The sequence below is a fragment of the Armatimonadota bacterium genome (genome assembly GCA_013314775.1).
Lineage (GTDB): Bacteria > Armatimonadota > Zipacnadia > Zipacnadales > JABUFB01 > JABUFB01.
In genome coordinates this window covers 83,601-101,960 of sequence record JABUFB010000010.1, presented here as the reverse complement: position 1 = coordinate 101,960, position 18,360 = coordinate 83,601, and the positions used below count along the sequence as shown (strand labels likewise).

At 62.8% G+C, this 18,360-nt stretch carries 12 protein-coding genes; 11 read left to right on the top strand and 1 reads right to left on the bottom strand.

Translation table 11 applies throughout. From position 1 onward, the window contains the following. The first annotated feature begins 291 nt into the window (after positions 1-291). From HPY44_13490 to HPY44_13450, 9 genes are all read left to right on the top strand, one after another. Positions 292-2,481: an HDIG domain-containing protein gene (locus HPY44_13490; GenBank protein ID NSW57019.1), complete on the top strand. Its 2,190-nt coding sequence runs from the start codon at positions 292-294 to the stop codon at positions 2,479-2,481. A gap of 23 nt (positions 2,482-2,504) precedes the next feature. After that, complete coding sequence (ybeY, locus tag HPY44_13485) at positions 2,505-2,933, top strand: rRNA maturation RNase YbeY (protein NSW57018.1); 429 nt, start codon at positions 2,505-2,507, stop codon at positions 2,931-2,933. Beyond that, complete coding sequence (locus HPY44_13480) at positions 2,930-3,697, top strand: diacylglycerol kinase (GenBank protein ID NSW57017.1); 768 nt, start codon at positions 2,930-2,932, stop codon at positions 3,695-3,697. Before ybeY ends, HPY44_13480 begins: the two co-directional genes overlap by 4 nt. A gap of 37 nt (positions 3,698-3,734) precedes the next feature. Next, positions 3,735-4,520, top strand: coding sequence for an ATP-dependent sacrificial sulfur transferase LarE (larE, locus tag HPY44_13475; GenBank protein NSW57016.1), 786 nt, complete (start codon positions 3,735-3,737; stop codon positions 4,518-4,520). After that, positions 4,507-6,129 (top strand): L-aspartate oxidase, encoded by a 1,623-nt coding sequence (gene nadB, locus HPY44_13470; GenBank protein ID NSW57015.1) that lies wholly within the window; start codon positions 4,507-4,509, stop codon positions 6,127-6,129. Before larE ends, nadB begins: the two co-directional genes overlap by 14 nt. A gap of 81 nt (positions 6,130-6,210) precedes the next feature. After that, the gene (locus HPY44_13465) at positions 6,211-8,994 is read left to right on the top strand and encodes a DUF3604 domain-containing protein (protein NSW57014.1); all 2,784 of its coding nucleotides are present in this window, start codon (positions 6,211-6,213) and stop codon (positions 8,992-8,994) included. A gap of 78 nt (positions 8,995-9,072) precedes the next feature. Further along, positions 9,073-10,485 carry a sulfatase gene (locus HPY44_13460; protein ID NSW57013.1) on the top strand — a complete coding sequence of 471 codons (1,413 nt, stop codon included), beginning with the start codon at positions 9,073-9,075 and terminating at the stop codon, positions 10,483-10,485. A 49-nt stretch (positions 10,486-10,534) separates the two neighbouring features. Next, positions 10,535-11,593 carry a Gfo/Idh/MocA family oxidoreductase gene (locus HPY44_13455; protein NSW57012.1) on the top strand — a complete coding sequence of 353 codons (1,059 nt, stop codon included), beginning with the start codon at positions 10,535-10,537 and terminating at the stop codon, positions 11,591-11,593. Positions 11,594-11,665: 72 nt separating this feature from the next. After that, complete coding sequence (locus tag HPY44_13450; protein ID NSW57011.1) at positions 11,666-14,782, top strand: PAS domain S-box protein; 3,117 nt, start codon at positions 11,666-11,668, stop codon at positions 14,780-14,782. Positions 14,783-14,848: 66 nt separating this feature from the next. On the opposite strand, the gene HPY44_13445 is transcribed toward HPY44_13450, so the two are convergent. Next, a complete protein-coding gene (locus tag HPY44_13445) occupies positions 14,849-15,208 on the bottom strand; it encodes a hypothetical protein (GenBank protein NSW57010.1) in 360 nt (119 codons plus the stop codon). Positions 15,209-15,485: 277 nt separating this feature from the next. Between HPY44_13445 and HPY44_13440 the strand changes: the two genes are divergently transcribed. Continuing rightward, complete coding sequence (locus HPY44_13440) at positions 15,486-15,794, top strand: hypothetical protein (protein ID NSW57009.1); 309 nt, start codon at positions 15,486-15,488, stop codon at positions 15,792-15,794. A gap of 70 nt (positions 15,795-15,864) precedes the next feature. Beyond that, positions 15,865-18,360 carry a DEAD/DEAH box helicase gene (locus tag HPY44_13435; GenBank protein NSW57008.1) on the top strand — a complete coding sequence of 832 codons (2,496 nt, stop codon included), beginning with the start codon at positions 15,865-15,867 and terminating at the stop codon, positions 18,358-18,360.

The following is an 18,360-nucleotide window of genomic DNA, read 5'->3' as shown; positions in this document are numbered from 1 at the left end:
GGCACGCTGAACGCCGATTCGGCATCAGCAGGCACTCTTCTCACAGAACCGACGGTCCTGTCCGTTACATGCCTTGCGGGCTTGTCCCCCTAGGGCCCTCTGGTCCGCGGACCGTTTGACACCCACTCCGGGGCGGCCATATAATCTTGCACAGATCGCGTCACGTGCGGGACGAGAATCTCCGCGGTCACCCAGGGCCGCGGCTGACGGAGCGCACTACAGCCACGCACGGAGTCGGGGCGAAGGTGGTGGCTGTCCGCGTCGCACTGCGTGCCTGGAGACATATCGCGAATGAAGACTAAGGCCAGGGGTAGGAAACAGGCAGCCCGGTCGAAGCTCCTCGTCTCCCTCCCTCGTGGAGCCGGGCGCCGCATCCTGCTCGGGTTCGTTACGGCGGGATGCGTCTTCATCGCTGCCTGGGCACGTATACTCCCCCAGAAACTGGATTACGTCGAGGGCGATAGAGCTGACCGCACTATCCGGGCACCCCGCAGCGGCGTCTATGTGGATCCGGAAGAGATGGAACGGCTGAGGGCAGATGCCGCCGAGGACGTGCCCGAGATCTATGACCCGATCCCGGGGGCTACGGAGAAAGCCCTTACAGCACTGAGTGACATCTTCAGCCGTTTTCGGGATGTGCGTGCGAACCCGGCTCTTGCAGACCCTCTCGCAAAGGTCACTGAACTCCGCAACTCGCTGGACATCAGTCTCAGCGATGAGACCCTTGCGCTTGCCGTCCGCGAGACGACGTCCGACGCGGCGCTTGCCAGGGTCCACGACGGTCTGGCGAACCTGGTCCGCCGTGAGATGGCCGGCGAGATACGGGACAATGCCACGGACCTCGAGCAGGCGCGGCAGCGAATCGCTGAAGCTGTAGGCGGCTTGCGCCTCACCAGCCCGTTTACGGCGATGGCCCGAGAGATTGGGCAGGCCGTTATCGTCCCCAACCGCATACTTGACCGTGACGCCACGGAAGAGGCTCGCAAGCAGAAGCGAGACAGCGTGGCCGATGTCGTCCACCCCATCCAGCCCCGGGATATCATTATCCTGGCGGGCGAGGAAGTTCGGCCGCGGCACATCGCGGCGTTCCAGGCCGTGGGGCTCATGCAGGAGACCATCGACTACACGCGAGCCCTCGGTGTACTCGCGGTGGCGACGATCATGGTCTTCCTTCTGGGCCTGTTTATCAGACGGTTCAATACACGTGTCTGGGGCAATTTCGACCAGCTGGTCACCGTGGCCGCGCTGCTAGTGGCCACGACATTCGCCTTCCGCGCGCTGGGCACCACCACCTGGTTCGAGGCGGGAAGCCTGACGGTCGCCATCATCTTCTCGATGATCGTGGCCCTGCTGATGGGTGTCTCGATCGGCATGGCTGTGGGTATCTTTAGCGGATTGCTTCTGCCGATCCTCGCCAGCGGCGGCGACACCCGGATGGTCATGGTGCTGATCCTGTGCACCACGGTGGGCGTTTTCCTGGTGTCGCGCACGGGGCGCAAGAGCGGAGTGATCGCCCTGGCGGCCCCGGCAATGGCGGCATGGGCGGCCCTGGTGATGCTCATCTGCTCCGAAGTGTTCAGCATCACCGTCACCCCGCGGCTTCTGGGCATCGCGGCGGTCGGGGGCCTGGTGTCGCCACTGCTTGCCATGGGCGCTTCAGTGGCCCTGGAACGCCTCCTGGGCGTGACCACTGAGTTCCGCCTGATCGAGCTCGCCAACCCCCACGAGCCCCTGCTGCAGAGGTTGATCCGCGAGGCTCCCGGCAGCTACCAGTCCAGTCTGATGGCGGCAAATCTCGCGGAACCTGCCGCCGAAGCAATCGGGGCTAATGCGCTCCTGGTTCGGGTTGCCGCGATGTACCACGACATCGGCAAGCTCAAGCGCCCATATATGTTTGTGGAGAACCAGCTTGGGACAGACAACCCTCATGACAGGCTGTCGCCACACCTGAGTGCACTCATCATCACCAACCATGTGCGTGAGGGCGTGGAGCTGGCCCACGAGTACGGGCTGCCGCCGGAGATCACGGCTTTCATCACAGAGCATCACGGCACCACGCTGGTGGAGTACTTCTATCGCAGAGCCCAGGAACAGGCAGACGACCCCGACGCAATCCCAGAGATCAGTTTCCGGTATCCCGGCCCGAAACCACAGTCGCGCGAGACGGCGCTGTTCATGTTGGCTGATACGATTGAGGCCGCGGCGCGCACCCTCGAGAACCCGTCACGCTATGAGATTGAGGAAATGGTGGAGCGCCTGGTGAAGCACAAGATCGAGGATGGCCAGCTCGACGAGGCCCCCCTGTCCTTCCGCGATCTATCCACCATCAAGCGCAGTTTCGTGAACACTATCGCCAGCATGTACCATCACCGGGTAAAATATCCGGAACAGGTCCTGCGTGAGCACGAGAGCGCCCACTCATCCGGAAGGCACAACGGGCGCCCCCGGGAGAGTGCGGTCAGTGGCGGGCGCCAGCCTTAGGGCAAGTGGGAGGCCCGTAGCCGGTGGAGATCGAGATCCGCAATCTGCAGTTTGAGCCCTTCGACGCCGATGTGATGATCCGCGCCGCGCGGGAGACCGCTGCACTCATCGGGTTCGACCTGGACCTTCTCAGCCTGGTGATCGTGGACGACGAGCGCATGCACGAACTCAACCTGCGTTTCAGAAACAGCGACCGCACAACAGACGTTATCTCATTTGAGGCGGACCGAGACGAAGACGAAACCGGCGGCGAGATCATCATCTCCCTGCCCACGGCGCGGCGGCAGGCGCAGGCGGCGGGGCACGACACGGCCACGGAGTTAGCCTGGCTGGTCTCCCACGGTCTGCTGCACGTGGCAGGGATGGACGATGCCACCGAGGACGAGCTTGGCAGGATGATTGACTTGCAGCTGGAAACCATGAAAAGGATGGGTCTGCAGATTCACCCATGAGAAAAAAGCCGGAGAATCTGGAGCGCACGACGCCTTCGCCCCGTGAATATAAGTCGGTCTGGAGGAGCTTCCGCTACGCGTGGGATGGTCTGTCGTACGTCCTGCGTACCGAAAAGCACATGCAGTTCCACGTCACCATCATGAGCCTCGTGCTCATGGCGGCGGCGGGATTTGGCGTCACTCCCTACGAACTGCTCCACCTGATGACCGCCTTCGCTCTGGTGCTCATTACCGAAATGATCAATACCGCACTGGAGCGAACCATTGACCTGACCGTGAAGACCTACGACCCGAGCGCGAAGATCGCCAAGGACGTCGCAGCCGGCGCGGTCCTCCTTGCAGCTGCCTATGCGGTCGCGGTCGGTATCATCGGGATCACTACAAGCGAGACCTTCTGGCGGGTCATACGCTCGCTCCCCGAGAGCATGGCCACCCCGCACCTCGGAGTGGTGCAAGGGGTCCTGATCGGCAGTATCCTGTTGGGCGTCATCATCGCCTGGCTCAAGGCGAAGACCCAGTCAGGCACCTTCTGGAGGGGTGGCGTGGTCTCCGGTCACACCGCGCTGGCTTTCCTGATCGGCACCAGCCTGGTCATCATGACCCGCAACCTGTCGGTCGCCTGCCTCGTGCTCGCGATGGCTCTGCTGGTGTCGCAAAGCCGGGTTCAGGCGAAAATCCACTCTATGCAAGAAGTGGTCATTGGCGCGGCGCTTGGCACAATCATGGCGGTCATCATTTTCTTCCCGTTCCCGGGCAATGGCTAACTCAGAGTTTGACACCGAGCAGACCACCGAAGAGCGCATGGATGCCCTGCGCAGGCGGCTGTCGGCATGCGGTAGCCTCCTCGTCGCATTTTCGGGAGGCGTTGACAGTTCGTTCCTGCTGGCAGTTGCCGCTCAAGAGCTGCCTGGGAAAGTGCTCGCAGTCACCGTTCGCTCACCTCTCAACCCCGAATCGGAGATGGCGATTGCCCGCGAGCAGGCGGCCCACATCGGCGCCCCACACCTGTTTGTCGATCTTGACCCATTGGCCGATGAAGGTGTCGTCAATAACCTTCCTGACCGCTGCTACCACTGCAAACGCGCCATCTTCAGTCGCCTGCGACAGATCGCGGCCGACCGGGGCATCGCGCACATCGCCCACGGTGAGAACGCCGACGACGCGGGGGATTTCCGGCCGGGCAAGCGCGCGGCTGCGGAGATGGGGATAGCGGCTCCGCTAGCGGAAGTCGGGCTCACGCGCCGGGAGATCCGCCAATTGTCCAGGGAAATCGGGCTGCCAAACTGGGACAGGCCCTCTATGGCCTGCCTGGCATCTCGCGTGCCTTACGGCACACCGTTGACGCTCGAAGTGCTGCAGCAGATAGCGCGGGCGGAGGAAGCCCTGCGCGAGGTGCAACCGGGCCAACTGCGAGTGCGGCATCACGGCCCGGCAGCGCGCATTGAGGTCCCTGCAGACCAGATTGCGCGGCTGGCAGATCCACACTTGCGCGGCGAGATCGTTCGCCGCGTGAAACTGGCAGGCTACAATTACGTTACCCTCGACCTTGAGGGTTTTCGGTCGGGGAGCGCCAATGAGGTCCTCTGAAGCTGGTCCGGGCAGGACTACGATTCGCAGCCGGTTCATTGTGGTCGGTTCAGGCATCGCGGGCCTTTGGACAGCCTGGCACCTGAGTGCCCACGGCGATGTCACTCTCGTCACGAAGAGCCTCCTGCACGAAAGCAACACCGAATACGCTCAGGGCGGCATTGCCGTGGCCCTGCTGCCCGCGGATTCCCCCGAGCTGCACAAACAGGACACCCTGGCGGCGGGCGATGGGCTGTGTGATAGGCCTGCGGTGGAGATTCTCACTCGCGAAGGCCCCGATGCGGTCCGTGCGCTCATCGGGATCGGAGCGCAGTTCGACAGCCGCGACGGGAAGCTGATCGTGGGCCGCGAGGCCGCTCACCGCCGCCACCGGATCATCCACGCACAGGGAGACGCAACCGGCGCGGAAGTGGAGCGCGCGGCGGCAGAGGCGGTCATCAACTCCCCCAACATTCGGGTGTTGGAGCACACCTTTGTCACCGAGATTCTCCTTCTCCACGGCAAGTGCGTAGGCATCGAGACACTGGACTCGGTATCGGGCGAGCGCGTGCGCATCCTCGGCGGCAGCACTCTCATGGCTACCGGAGGGGCGGGGAACTTGTACAGGGTAACCACGAACCCTCCTGTGACCCTGGGTGACGGCTGGGCCGTTGCCTGGGCAGCAGGTGCAAGCCTGCAGGACCTGGAGTTCGTCCAGTTCCACCCTACCGCGCTGGCGGCGCCCGGATACCCCAAGTTCCTCATTTCCGAAGCCGTGCGGGGTGAGGGGGCGGTGCTGCGCAATCGTGCCGGCGAGGCATTCATGGTCCGGTATTCCAAGGAGTTCAAGGACCTGGCTCCCCGGGACGAAGTTTCCCGCGCGGTCCTTTCAGAAATGAACCGTGACGGTGCCGACCATGTCTACCTGGACTTGACCCCCATCGGCGACGCCGCGGCGATTCAGGCCCGGTTCCCGGGCATCACCGCGGAGCTCAAGGAGCGCGGGATCTGGGATGAGACCACATTCCGCATTCCGGTGACCCCGGCCGCGCATTACTGCATGGGCGGCATCCGATCGGACGTGAACGGCCAGACCTCCCTGCCCGGCCTTTATTCCTGCGGAGAGGCAGCCAGCTGCGGTGTGCACGGCGCTAACCGGCTGGCCTCCAACTCCCTGCTGGATGGTCTGGTCTTCGGCGCACGTTCGGCGAAAGCCATGGCCGGCGCGCCGGATCTGACCGACGCCGAGGTCTCCTCGGCCGCATCCATGCCTGCCCATGATCTCCTGGTTGCCGACCCTGCGTGGCGAGACCGCGTCCGCGACCTCATGTGGGATTACGTGGGTATTCTGCGTGACGGTGATGGGCTCGCCCATGCAGGGCGCGAGTTGGAGGATTTGCATCGCCAGATTGGTCACTCAGCGGCTGGGAAGCCGGAGGAAGTCGAGACGGCCATGATGATCCGCGCGGCCCGGCTCATCACTCAGGCGGCCCTTCTGCGCACCGAAAGTCGCGGCGGCCATTTCCGCACCGATTACCCTGAGCAGAGCGATGAATGGCGCAAGCACATCGTGGTCCAGCGCGGCCCCGACGACACCCTCAGTATCAGCTGCGCCCCGGTGCTCGACTAACGCCCCCGTGGTTTGAGCAGGAATAGAGTCCTTTCAGGGCGAACCGGCAGAGATACACCAACCGCGCCGGAGGTCACGCGCATGGCTCACCGTGTCCGCCTGCTCCTGGCACTCAGCGTCGTTCTTGCCCTGCCGGCGCCGGCCCAGACTGGGCAGCGCCGACAGATCCTCGACAATGGTGGTTTTGAACAGGGCCTCGTCAACTGGGAACCTCACCCCGAACACGTGCTTATCGAGGATGTCGAACAGGCACATTCCGGCGAACGCTGCCTGTTCGGGGAAGTGACCAAGCCAAGCGAAGCTCGAGTGCTCAAGCGCCAGGTGGAGATGAGTCCCGATCGTCTCTATGAGTTCAGTATCTGGGCCCGCGCTACCAACCAGACGAAACTGGTTCTGTGGCGCACCACTGCGGGCAAGAGAATCATGGTGGATGCCTGGCAGCGCGTCCCCGGGAAGTGGACCCAGTACACCGTCCCGGTGAGCGTCGAGGAGCCGGGGTTGACTACCCTTGAGATTGTGGCCCCCTCATCGTACGGCGAGCCCGTCGGGAAGATGTGGATCGACGACGTGCGATTGTTCGAGTATGACACGCCGCCGGCGGTCGAAATATCCGGCGGCACCGGTTTCAACGACGCACCTGTGCTTGCCGTGACCAGTGACGGGCGGGTCTGGATGGCGTGGATATCCTTCCGGGACGGAAGAGACACGCTCCAGGCTGCGGTGGGCGATCTGGTGGCAGGCACGCTGACTGTGGCGCGGAGGTGGCCGGTGGAGGGAGCGCAGGGGTACCTCCTTGGGCCCACACTGGCCACGGACGGCTTGCGGGTCTGGTTGGCGTATGCGCAGGAAATCGATGGGAACTGGGATGTTTTTGCGGCCCCGCTCAACGAGAGTGGCCCGGGGAAGCCTGTGCGCGTCACCGCGGATCCGGCTGTTGATGTAAAGCCCGCCTGTGGGGTGACTGCTGATGGCGTCTGGGTCGCCTGGGAGTCCAACCGCGACCAGTCCCGGCGGCAGGTCTATCTGGCGCGGGTGCGGGGCGACAGTGTGACCGAGCCTGTCCGGCTGTCCACACCCGGCACTAACAACTACTCACCGACCCTCGCACTTCAGGCCGATGGGAATCCATACGTGGTCTGGCACGGTTTCCGGGACGGCAATGCCGACTTGTTTGCGTGGGACGGCAGCAATCCGCGCGCGGGCGAGCAGCGTCTCACGACGTGTTCCCTTGTGGACCGCGAACCCCGGCTGGTTAGTGGCCCGCAGGGGCTCTGGCTGACCTGGGATGTAGCCGGCTCCGCACAGTACCATGTGGGTTCCGCGAACCTGAAGCGTTCGCAGATTGGGCTGATTACCCCTGATGGTCTGCGGTGTCCCATTGGACTGCGCGAGACCCCGCTGTGGGCCCGAGCGGAGTTCGTGACCCCGTGTATCGACCCCTCCGGTCGCCTCTGGGTCACTTGCCGGGAGCCCCGGGGACGGGCTGGCTGGGACGTGACCGTGCTCTGCTACAGCGGACAGACATGGACGCAGCGCCTGCGTGTGTCGGCACAAAAGGGGCTGTGCAGGCGAGCAGAGCTGGCAGTCGTGGAGGACAGGGCGGTGGTACTGTTCCAGGCTGATGATATCCCCAGTGCCTGGGACTCTCCGGAGGAGTCGGCGTCAGCGACCAGCCGCATTCTTGCTGCCGCCCTGGATACCTCGTCGGCTCCCCAGCCGGCCCAGCTGGCACTTGAGCCTTATTCGCCGCCACAGGAGCCGTATCAGGCGGCAGAGATTCGCAGGGAGCGCGGAGAAGACCGGTCAGGCTGGAGCATCGACTACAATGGGCAGAGGCTGAACCTGTACTTCGGTGACCTGCATGAACACAGTGACACCTCGGTGTGCAATCGGACCGGAGACCAGACCCAGGACCAGAGTTACCAGAGCATGCGGGACGTTGCCTGCTACGATTTCGCAGCGATCACCGATCACGGGTACAACCTCAATGCGTACCTCTGGTCTCATGCCGGCAAGATGGCGCGCTCAAACACCGATGTCGGACGATTCCTCGGTTTTCTGGCCGAGGAGTGGACGTCCTCCTTCGAAGAGTACGATGAGAAGTATCCCTATGGTTTCTACGGACACAGGAACCTGATCCTGGAGGACCCCTACTTCCCACTGTGGTTCAATGCCCGCGACCGCAAGAAGCCCATCGAAGTGTGGGACGCTCTGGCGCGTGAGAACGCCAGCTATGTACACATCCCTCACCAGCTTGCGGACACCGGGAACGTCCCCACCGATTGGGAATTCATTGACGAACGGAACCAGCCGGTGGCCGAGATTTTCCAGACGCGGGGCTCGTACGAGTACAAAGGCGCACCCAGGATGGCAGGATCCACCACTCCCGAAGGCTGGTTTCTTCAAGATGCCTGGGCGCGTGGCATTGTAATCGGCGTCATTGCGGCACCGGACCACGGTGGCGGCTACGGCAAAGCCGCGGTCTACGCACCGGAACTGACGCGGGGCGCTATTCTTGATGCCATGCGCGCCCGGCATACCTACGGAACCACGGCGGCCAAGATACTCCTTGATGTCCGGGTCAACGGGCACCTGATGGGGGAGAAGGCCCCCGCCCACGAAGGGCGGCCGGTCACGGTGGATGTGCGAGTGGACTGTCCGGCGGAAATTGACAAGGTCGAGATCTGCCGCAACAATGTTTTCATTCATTCCCGTGACGTCGACGGGCGAGCAACCGAGATGCGGTTCGTGGACAACACCCCACCTGCCGGGCCATGTTATTACTACGTCCGGGTGATGCAGGAAGACGGGGAGATCGCCTGGTCTTCGCCGGTCTGGCTGGGCGAGCCGGGCCCCATCAACTAACGGCAGGAGAGCGCAGAGAGGGGATTCGCGACCCGGACGCGAATTCAATCGAGTTCATTTACGAAGGGAGCCGATGCTTTGAACCTCGTCATCATTGTCAGCGACACGTTCCGCTGGGATTACCTCGGCGCGTACGGTAACGAATGGATCAAGACGCCGAACCTCGATCGTCTCGCCTCACAAAGCGCAGTGTTCACGGACGCCTACGCCGAAGGTCTGCCGACAATCCCTGTCCGCCGGGTGATCAAGACCGGACGCCCGATCTTCCCCTTCACCTACCGCGCCCAGGCCAGCGACATGGTGCAGCTCCCCGGTTGGCACCCTCTGTTCGACGAGGACGTCACCCTGTCCGAACACCTGCGGCAATACGATTACTACTCGTGCTTCGTCACCGACGTGTATCACATGATGAAGCCCGGGAAGAACTTCCACCGTGGCTATGACAACTGGTTCTGGATCCGCGGCCAGGAGGGAGACCCGTATGCCCTCACTGACCCAAATCGAGTCCGTGCACTGTTGGACCAGTGCAGATACGGCGAGGGGCCGATGCGCGACCGCCCCTGGATCGTCCAGCATTTGAATAACCGCAAAGACTGGCAAACAGACGCCGACACCTCCGTGGCCAAGGTGATGCTCCAGGCCGCAAAGTATGTGGACGACTACAGCCTGGATAACCCCTTCTTCATGTACGTGGACTGCTTCGACCCCCACGAGCCGTGGGACCCGCCCCTTGATTTCGCGCGGCTGTATGACCCGCAATACGCGGGCATGGACGGGTGTATCCCGCCGCTGTCCACCGAACACATGACACAGCAGCAGGTGCGCAATGTAAAGACTGCCTACGCCGCCGAAGTCACCCTGGTGGACAAGTGGGTCGGATACCTGCTGGATCGCATCGAAGCCAAAGGCATTCTTGAAGAGACGGTGATCGTGTTCACGTCGGACCACGGTTGCATGATGGGAGAGCAGGGGGAGATCCACAAAGGCGTCAACCGCCTGCGCAACCAGTGTACGCGACTGCCGCTGCTTATTCGGCATCCAAAGGGCGAGGCGGCCGGTCAGCGGGTGGCCGGGTTCTGCCAGCACCAGGACATCATGCCGACCTGTCTCAAGATCATGGGGCTCGACGTGCCGGAGCGCTGCCTGGGCCGGGACATCTGGCCGCAGACGAAGGGAGAAGGCGATGCTCCCGACTATGTGGTCAGCGCCTTCGGGAGCCACGCATGCATCCGCACCGCGAAGTGGAACTATGTGCAGCCCTGGACGGAAACACCGCAGAATGCCGGTGCGCGGTTCGAACTGTACGATCTCGAGAATGATCCACAAGAGTTGACCAATGTCTTGGCGGACAACCGCGAAGTTGCAGCCGAGCTGAAGCAGCGACTGGAGGAGCACATCAAACGCATGGCGCCGCTGACCACCGGGTCCTTCCAGAGCTGCGCCACGACTGATGAAGCGCAGAGCTTCGCCGCCCTGCCGACGCTCGAGTAAGAAGCCGCCCGGAATCGGGCCTAGCGCATTGAGACACAGGAGCTTGCCCATGTCGAAGACTTACGGCGTCGGACTCATCGGCTGCGGGGTCATCAGCCCCACCCATTTCCAGGCGCTTGAGCGTGTACCCAATGTGCGCCTGGTTGCTACGTGTGACGTGATTGAGGATCGGGCGCGTGCGGCGGCCGAAAAGCACGGAGCCGAGGCCTGGTACACCGACCTAAACGATCTGCTGGCGCGAGATGACATCGATTATGTGCATATCACAACGCCCAGCAGCCACCACCACGTGGCGAGCATCGCGGCCTCAAAGGCCGGCAAGCACAGTTTCGTGACCAAGCCCATCGATGTGACCCTCGCAAACATCGATGCGATGATCAAAGCTGCCGACGAGAACGGAACCAAGCTTGCGGCAGTGCACCAGTTCCGCGCGTATGCGAGCTATCAGGCCCTGCACCAGGCTATCGAGGAGGGCAGGCTGGGAGAGATCTATTACGGTAACGCCTTCGTACCGTGGTGGCGCGAGCAGAGCTACTATACGGGCCGCTGGCAAGGCACCTGGGAATTCGACGGTGGCGGAGCGCTCATGAACCAGTCGGTGCACTGGGTGGATCTGCTTCTGTGGATGATGGGTGAAGTGGAGAGCCTCAGCGGTTATGCCGCAACCATGGCTCACGAAATGGAGACCGAGGACATTGGTTCGGCGGTCATCCGGTTCCGCAGCGGCGCCCAAGGTTTGCTTCAGGGCACAACGCTCACTTACAAAGGTATGGCCACGCGGCTGGAAGTCCACGGCTCGCGAGGGAACGTGGTGATTGAGGCGGACAAGATTACGCACTGGGATGTGGAGGGTGAACCAAGTCTAGCTCAGCAGGCTGCGCCCACCGAGACATCCGCCGCCGACCCGACGGCGGGATTGGCTGACGGCGTCGGCGCGCATGCCGTCCAGATCGAGGCTTTCCTGAGGTGGATCGAAGGGACCGGGCTCCCGCTGGTGGATGGGCCGGAAGCCCGCCGAGCCGTGGAGTTCAACCTTGCAGTGTATGAATCCCAGCGGACCGGGCAGAGGATTACATTCCCGTTAGGAGACACCCCCTGCCGGTTCTGACGGCTGTCTTGCACACCGACCAGCCTGGGGCAGCTCGGCCGGGGCGAGCCCGTTCCAGAGGTGATAGGCACCATGACGCTTCAACCGGTGCGCATTCTCCTGGTGGAGGACGAGAAAGCCCACGTCGCGCTGATGTGCGACGCCTTCGAGAGGGCAGCGGAGCCCTTCGGAGTGACCGTCGCCAGCAATCTCTCGGAGGCCCGCGAAGCGCTTGCGCGAGAGACGCCGGACCTGATCATCGCCGACTGGCGCTTGCCGGACGGGGACGGCGACGCGCTTCTGCAGGATACTGATCCCCGGTATGGCCCCCCCTTGGTGGTCATCAGCAGTCAGGGCAGTGAGGAAGTGGCCGTCGACGCTCTGAAGCGCGGCGCCGTAGACTATTGGGTCAAAGGCAGCGAACTGCTCACGGAGACCCCCCGCTTCGCTAAGGCCGCGCTACGGCAGTGGGAGCAGATCCTGGCGCGCCGCGACGCGGAGGACGCGCTGGTCGAATCTGAGCGCCTGTACCGCGAGGCGATCCGGGCCGGTAGGGGCGTACCATACCGCCTCCCGCTGAATAGTGACGTCTATGATTTCGTGGGCGATGGCGTCGTTGACCTCTTTGGCGTCCCGGCGGACGAGTTCACTCCGCGCCACTTCCGCGCAATGATCCAGGAAACCCGCACTGAAGGTGCACCCTACGAGGAGACACTGGCGGCATTCCGCAGGGGCGAATTGGATACTCTGCGCGTCGACCACCGGATTGTCACCCCCACAGGCGAGGAGAAATGGATCAGCGACTGCGCCACCCCGGTGAGGGATCCGAGCACGGGCGCGGTGGTGGCATCCCTGGGCATCATCCAGGACATCACAGAGCGCATGCGTGCAAGTCAGGCGCTGGAGGAGAGTGAGCGCCTCTTCCGGAGCATCTTCGAGGAGACCTCAGACGGTATCGCTTATTCCGACGTTCATGGGAACATCGTGATGTGGAATCCGGCTGCGGAGCGGACGTTGGGATTCCGGCCTGACGAGGTCATCGGACGCCCGGTGTGGGAGGTTCAGGCGCGCCTGATGCACCCCGAACAGCGGACCGAAGGCTATGAGGAGCGGCTCAGGCGTTCCGTCGAGCGCTACCTGCAGACCGGCGAACTGCAGCAGCGACCCAACGGACGCCGGGAGCGAGTCGTCGAGGTCAAGGGGAAGCGCCGAGTCATCCATGAGACGCCTTTTCGTCTGGAGACCGCCGCAGGCCCCATAGTCGGCGGGGTCTTCCGTGACGTCACGGCCCAGCACGACGCCCAGGAGATGGTTGCTCAGTCCGAGCGACTGCATCGTCTGGCGATCGAGGCGGCCCACGGTGTACCCTACCGCAGGAGCTTTTCCGACAAACGCTACGACTTCATCGGCGAAGGCATCGCGGCACTTATCGGGATCCCTGCCAACAAGCTAAGTCCCGGGCAGTTCGAGAGCATGATCATCGAGTCCCGCGTCGCCGATCCAGACGCGCCGCAGGACCTGCGTCAGTACACGGAACAGTTCAAGGAGGGCGCGATCCCGCGATACCGTGTGGACCATCTGGTCCGCACGGCGTGGGGTGAGCTCCGGTGGCTCAGCGACAGTGCAACGCGGTTGGCTGATCCGGTCACGGGCAAACATATCGGGTCTCTGGGCATCCTCACAGACATCACCGACCGCAAGCGCACTGAAGAGGCGCTTCGGGCGAGTGAGGTTCGATACCGCAATTTGGTTGAGAGCATGGCGGACGGCCTCCTGGCCATGGATGACGCAGGCATCATCCAGTATGCGAACCCAGCTTTGGGGAGGATGCTGGAAGTTGAACCAGATGACCTGCGCGGCGCCGATGCCCTGAGCTACTGCGAGGAGTTCAGCCGCGAATGCCTGGCTGAGTGGATCCGCTCGAGCTGCTCCGCCGATGAGCACCGGGAGTTCGAGCTTGCGCTGGTGTCTCGCTCAGGGCGACAGATCCCGGTGGTCTTTCACGCCGGGCGAACCACGGATGCTGAAGGCCGGTGCACCGGCAGCTTTGCTGTTGTGAAAGATATCACCGAGCGCAAGCGCGCTGAAGCCGCTCAGCGCCTCTCTGCCGTGGGTCAGCTTGCGGCGGGGGTCGCTCACGAGTTCAACAATTTGCTGGCGATCATCAGCGGCAGGGCGCAACTGGCAATCGGGACGGGGGACCCTCTTGCGTACGAGAAGCTGGCCGATGTGGCCCTCAAAGCGACGGAACGTGGCGCAGATATCTGCACGAACCTCACCAGTTTCGCACGACCGCAAGTGCCCAAGAAGTCCGCGGTAGCGGTTGAGGACGCGCTGGATGCGGCGTTGAACATGGCCTCTCGCGAGCTGCAGAATGCCGGGCTTGAGGTGCGTCGGATATACACCACAGGGCGCGAACGACTGGCGGGGGACATCGGCCAGCTTGAGCAAGTCTTTCTCAATCTCATCATCAACGCCTGCCATGCCACTCCAGCGGGCGGCTCTCTCGAGTTACGCACATTCTGCGAACAGAACACAGCGGGTGAGAGTGAGATCGTGGTGAGGATCACCGATACGGGCATCGGCATCCCACCCGAACATCTGCCCCGGATCTTCGAGCCGTTCTTCACCACCAAGGGCAGTCTTGGGGGCGGTGATTTGCCAGGGAGTGGCCTTGGACTGTCTGTCTCACACGGGATCGTTGAGGCACACGGCGGTACGATCGCTGTGGACAGCGAGGTCGGAGTCGGAACCACATTCGAACTTCGGTTCAGGGCGCTAGCAGATGGAACGGAGGGAGAGTCCTCTCCAGCGCCGCAGGCAGCGGTCGCTGAGCCGGAAAACCAGCAAATCCGCGTCCTGCTGGCGGATGATGAGCCTGACCTGTGCGAGCTGCTGTCTGATGCGCTGTCTGAACGCGGATGTACGGTAGTGTCCGTTGGTGGTACTCAGGAAGCTCTGCAAGCGCTGGCCCGAGATCAGTTTGACGTGGTTCTGTGTGATCTGCTCATGCCGGACGGCGGGGGCAGAGCGGTACTGGAGGCCGCCCGGGAACTGGACAGTCCACCGCCCGTGGTGATAATCACCGGGCGTGCGGAAAACGAGATTGCCGCCAGCCTGCTCGCAGAAGGGGCTTCTGCGTGTCTGAGAAAACCTTTCAGCATTTCCGAGCTCGTGGCAACCCTCTCATCCTGCGGGCTGGGTGCCTGACGAGCCACTCAGCCGGATGAAGAGGCGCCTGGAAGACGCCGCCGTCTGCCCGTATCCGCGCCGCGGCTACCACTGTCTCGATGTCACCTTGAACTCAATGTGGCTCAGGGCCGGCCAGACCCGTCCACACACCGGGCAGACAACCACGTCGCGCGGGAAATTCTCGCTGTGGACAACGACGCCGTGGCACAGCGGGTTGGGGCAGTGACCTTTGCACAGCTCCCGGTAGCGGAACCGCGCCTTGGTCAAAAGGGAAATGGCTGCGCCCACGCCGATGCCCCCAAACAGCACGAGAACGGTCCATCGCCCTGCCGGGGAGTGGATGACGGCGGCGAGCACTATCGCCAGTGCCACGCAGATCACTGCCGTCCACAGCGTAGTACGCATGTCCTTCAAGCCCATCAGTCGCAGAATGTCCTTTTGCATCCCTGTAGCCCCCAATCCTCGGACCTTCGCGGACAGATGACCGCGGCAAAACGGGATGGACCCGCTCGGCACAGTTGTGAAAGACCGCTCGACAAGACGTACCGTCAATTTTATAGTCTACCCACCATCGGCTTTTCTCAATCCCAGTGATCGAGCTCCGCGCCCTGCGTTTGACCGCCGTTCAGCGGGCGTTGACGCTCTGTGCCCATTCATCTATAGTCCATTTATACAAACTTGGTGCTTCAACTGCCCCGGCGGTGGGTGCGAGGTTCATGTAATGACACGTGTCGAACTGCTGGAATGGCTTACGATGATCGCAATCATCCTCCTGTGGTGGCCTGTGGTCTTCGCGGGTTGGGCGCCCCCGTTCTATCGATACCCGCTCTATGTGGTGTCCGCCGTCTCGCTCATCGTGATTTTCCGGAACCGTTTGTCTCGGCTCAATGACGGCTTCCGCGAGAGCGAGATGATGATGGATGCGAGGCGCAAGGCGGAGGACGAAGCCCGTGGCGGGAAGCCCTCACTGGATGAGAAGCAGCCGCCGGATGTGTCAGGCAAGTTTCCCCCTGCGAATGGCAGCTCGTGAGCCGTTCTGAACGACGACAACGCCCGAAAACAGCCCGCCCGGCGCGGCAGGGCAAGGAGAATCGCAGCACTTGGACGTCGAACGCTTCCTGTCCGAAATACGCAGCAGTCGGCATTACGGCAACCAGATCGTGTGGGTGCAGCAGTTGCCCGCCCGGGAGGCGCGGTTCGCCGACCTTGCCCCGCCTCTTCCCGAGCCAGTCGCAACAGCTCTCGCGACCGAGGGTATCCAGCGTCTTTACACCCATCAGGCCGCCGCGGTGACTGCTGCCCGACAGGGCGAGAGCTTCGTCGTCGTAACATCCACGGCCAGCGGAAAGACGCTCTGCTACAACGTCCCGGTGCTCGAGGCGCTTATTGAGGACCCGACCGCGAGAGCGCTCTACCTGTTCCCCACGAAAGCCCTTGCACAGGATCAACTGAAGACCCTGAAGCGCTACCGCGAGGCCCAACCGGATCTGCCCATCCACGCCGGAACCTACGACGGGGACACCCCGCGGGACCTGCGAAAACAGTTGCGCGATGAGGGCAATGTCATTCTCACCAATCCGGACATGCTCCACAGTGGCGTCCTGCCGAACCATGCCCGCTGGGCCCATTTCCTGCAGGCGCTGCGTTTTGTGGTTATCGACGAAGTCCATGCGTACCGGGGCATCTTCGGCAGTAACGTGGCCAACGTGATCCGCAGGCTCAGGCGAATCTGCCGGCACTATGGCGCTGACCCCGTATTCATCTGCTGCAGCGCCACGATCGGCAATCCCGCGGATCACGCCCAGGCTATCGTGGGCAGGCCGATGCGCCTTGTGGACGACGACGGATCTCCCCGGGGACGAAAGCGTTTCGTGCTGTGGAACCCGCCGTATGTGGATGCTGCCCGGCTCTCGCGCCGCAGCGCCAACAGTGAAGCTCAATGGCTCATGTGCGAGCTCATCGAGCGTTACCGGGTACAGACCATCGCTTTCGTGCGGGCCAGGACGACCGCGGAGATCCTCTACCGATACGTGCAAGATGAACTGGAGCACCGCAGTCGCCGGCTGGCCAATGTGGTACGCGCGTACCGGGGCGGTTATCTGCCTTCGGAGCGCCGGGAGATCGAGCGCCGGCTGTTCGAAGGCGAATTGATGGGCGTGACGACGACCAATGCTTTGGAGCTGGGAATCGATATTGGCTCTCTGGACGCCTGCCTCATGGTGGGCTATCCCGGTTCCATCGCGAGCACTTGGCAGCAAGCAGGGCGCGCCGGGCGTACGCAGGAAGATTCCATCGCGATTCTCATCGCTCGCGAGGACCCCATCGATCAGTACCTCATGCAGCATCCCGAGTACTTTTTCGACCAGCCCCACGAAGAGGCGATTATCGACCAGGAGAACCCCTACATCCTCTACGGCCATGCACGTTGCGCGACCCAGGAGCTGCCGGTTACGGGCGATGATGTAGAGTTCTTCGGAGAGTACCTCGGTGGAATCATGCAGATTCTCAAGGACAGGCGAGAGGTACAGGAGATCAAGGGGCGCTGGTTCTGGCGCGGTCCGGCGTACCCGGCTGGGGATGTCAGCCTGCGGTCGGCCGACGAGCACAACTATGTGATCCAGGAGCTGGACAGCGGCAAGGTCATTGGCGAGATGGACGAATGGGGAGCCTTCACGCAGCTTCATACCGAAGCCATCTACATGCACGATGGCGAGACTTACTTCGTCGAAGAGCTGAACCTTACCCAGCGCATCGCCTATGTGCGCAAGCGGGATATCGACTACTTTACGATGTCCGTGGACAAGACCTCGATCAAGCTGGTGGATGACCCGGACGAGCCGCCGGTCACCTCGCGGTGGCGCATCAGCGAGATCGGCAACGGTCCGGCCGAGGTCACCGATCTCGTCTACATGTTCCGCAAGGTGAAGTTCTACGAGAACGATTCCATCGGTTTCGGCAATCTTGACCTGCCTCCGATCGACCTGGACACTGTGGCCTTCTGGCTCATGCCGCCGCGCCACGTACTACAGAAAGTGCGCGAGTATGGGCGCATCCCGGACGAGGGGCTTCTGGGCATCTCCAACGCCATGGCGGGCGTGCTCCCGGCTTACGTGATGTGCGACCCGGCGGACATCGGCTCAGTGGTGGACTCGAGCAACCTGTCCTCGCCTGCAATCTTCATCTATGACCGCTTCCCGGGCGGGGTCGGTTACTCGGAGCGCCTCTTCGAGATCGTCGAGCAGGTGGTGACCGCGGCGCTCGACCTCATCACCCGCTGCGGTTGCGAAGAAGGGTGCCCATCCTGTGTGGGATCGCCGCTGCCACCCTACGAGCCCGGTGGTGGTGAGATCGACACCCGGGGGAAAATCCCGGACAAGGAAGCCGCGCTGTGTATCTTGCATGATCTGCTGCAGCTGGAGCCGTACGAGCCCAAGCCGCCGGGGCGCATGTACCAGTTGCGCCAGACCGCAACGGGCCCTATTCCCGAAAGGGCGCCCGCACACAACCCTCAGCCCCTGGAGATCCGCCCGTTGCCTGAAAAGATTGAGGCACGACTCCGACGCCGCCTGCGCGACCAAAGCAAAGACGGCAAGTAG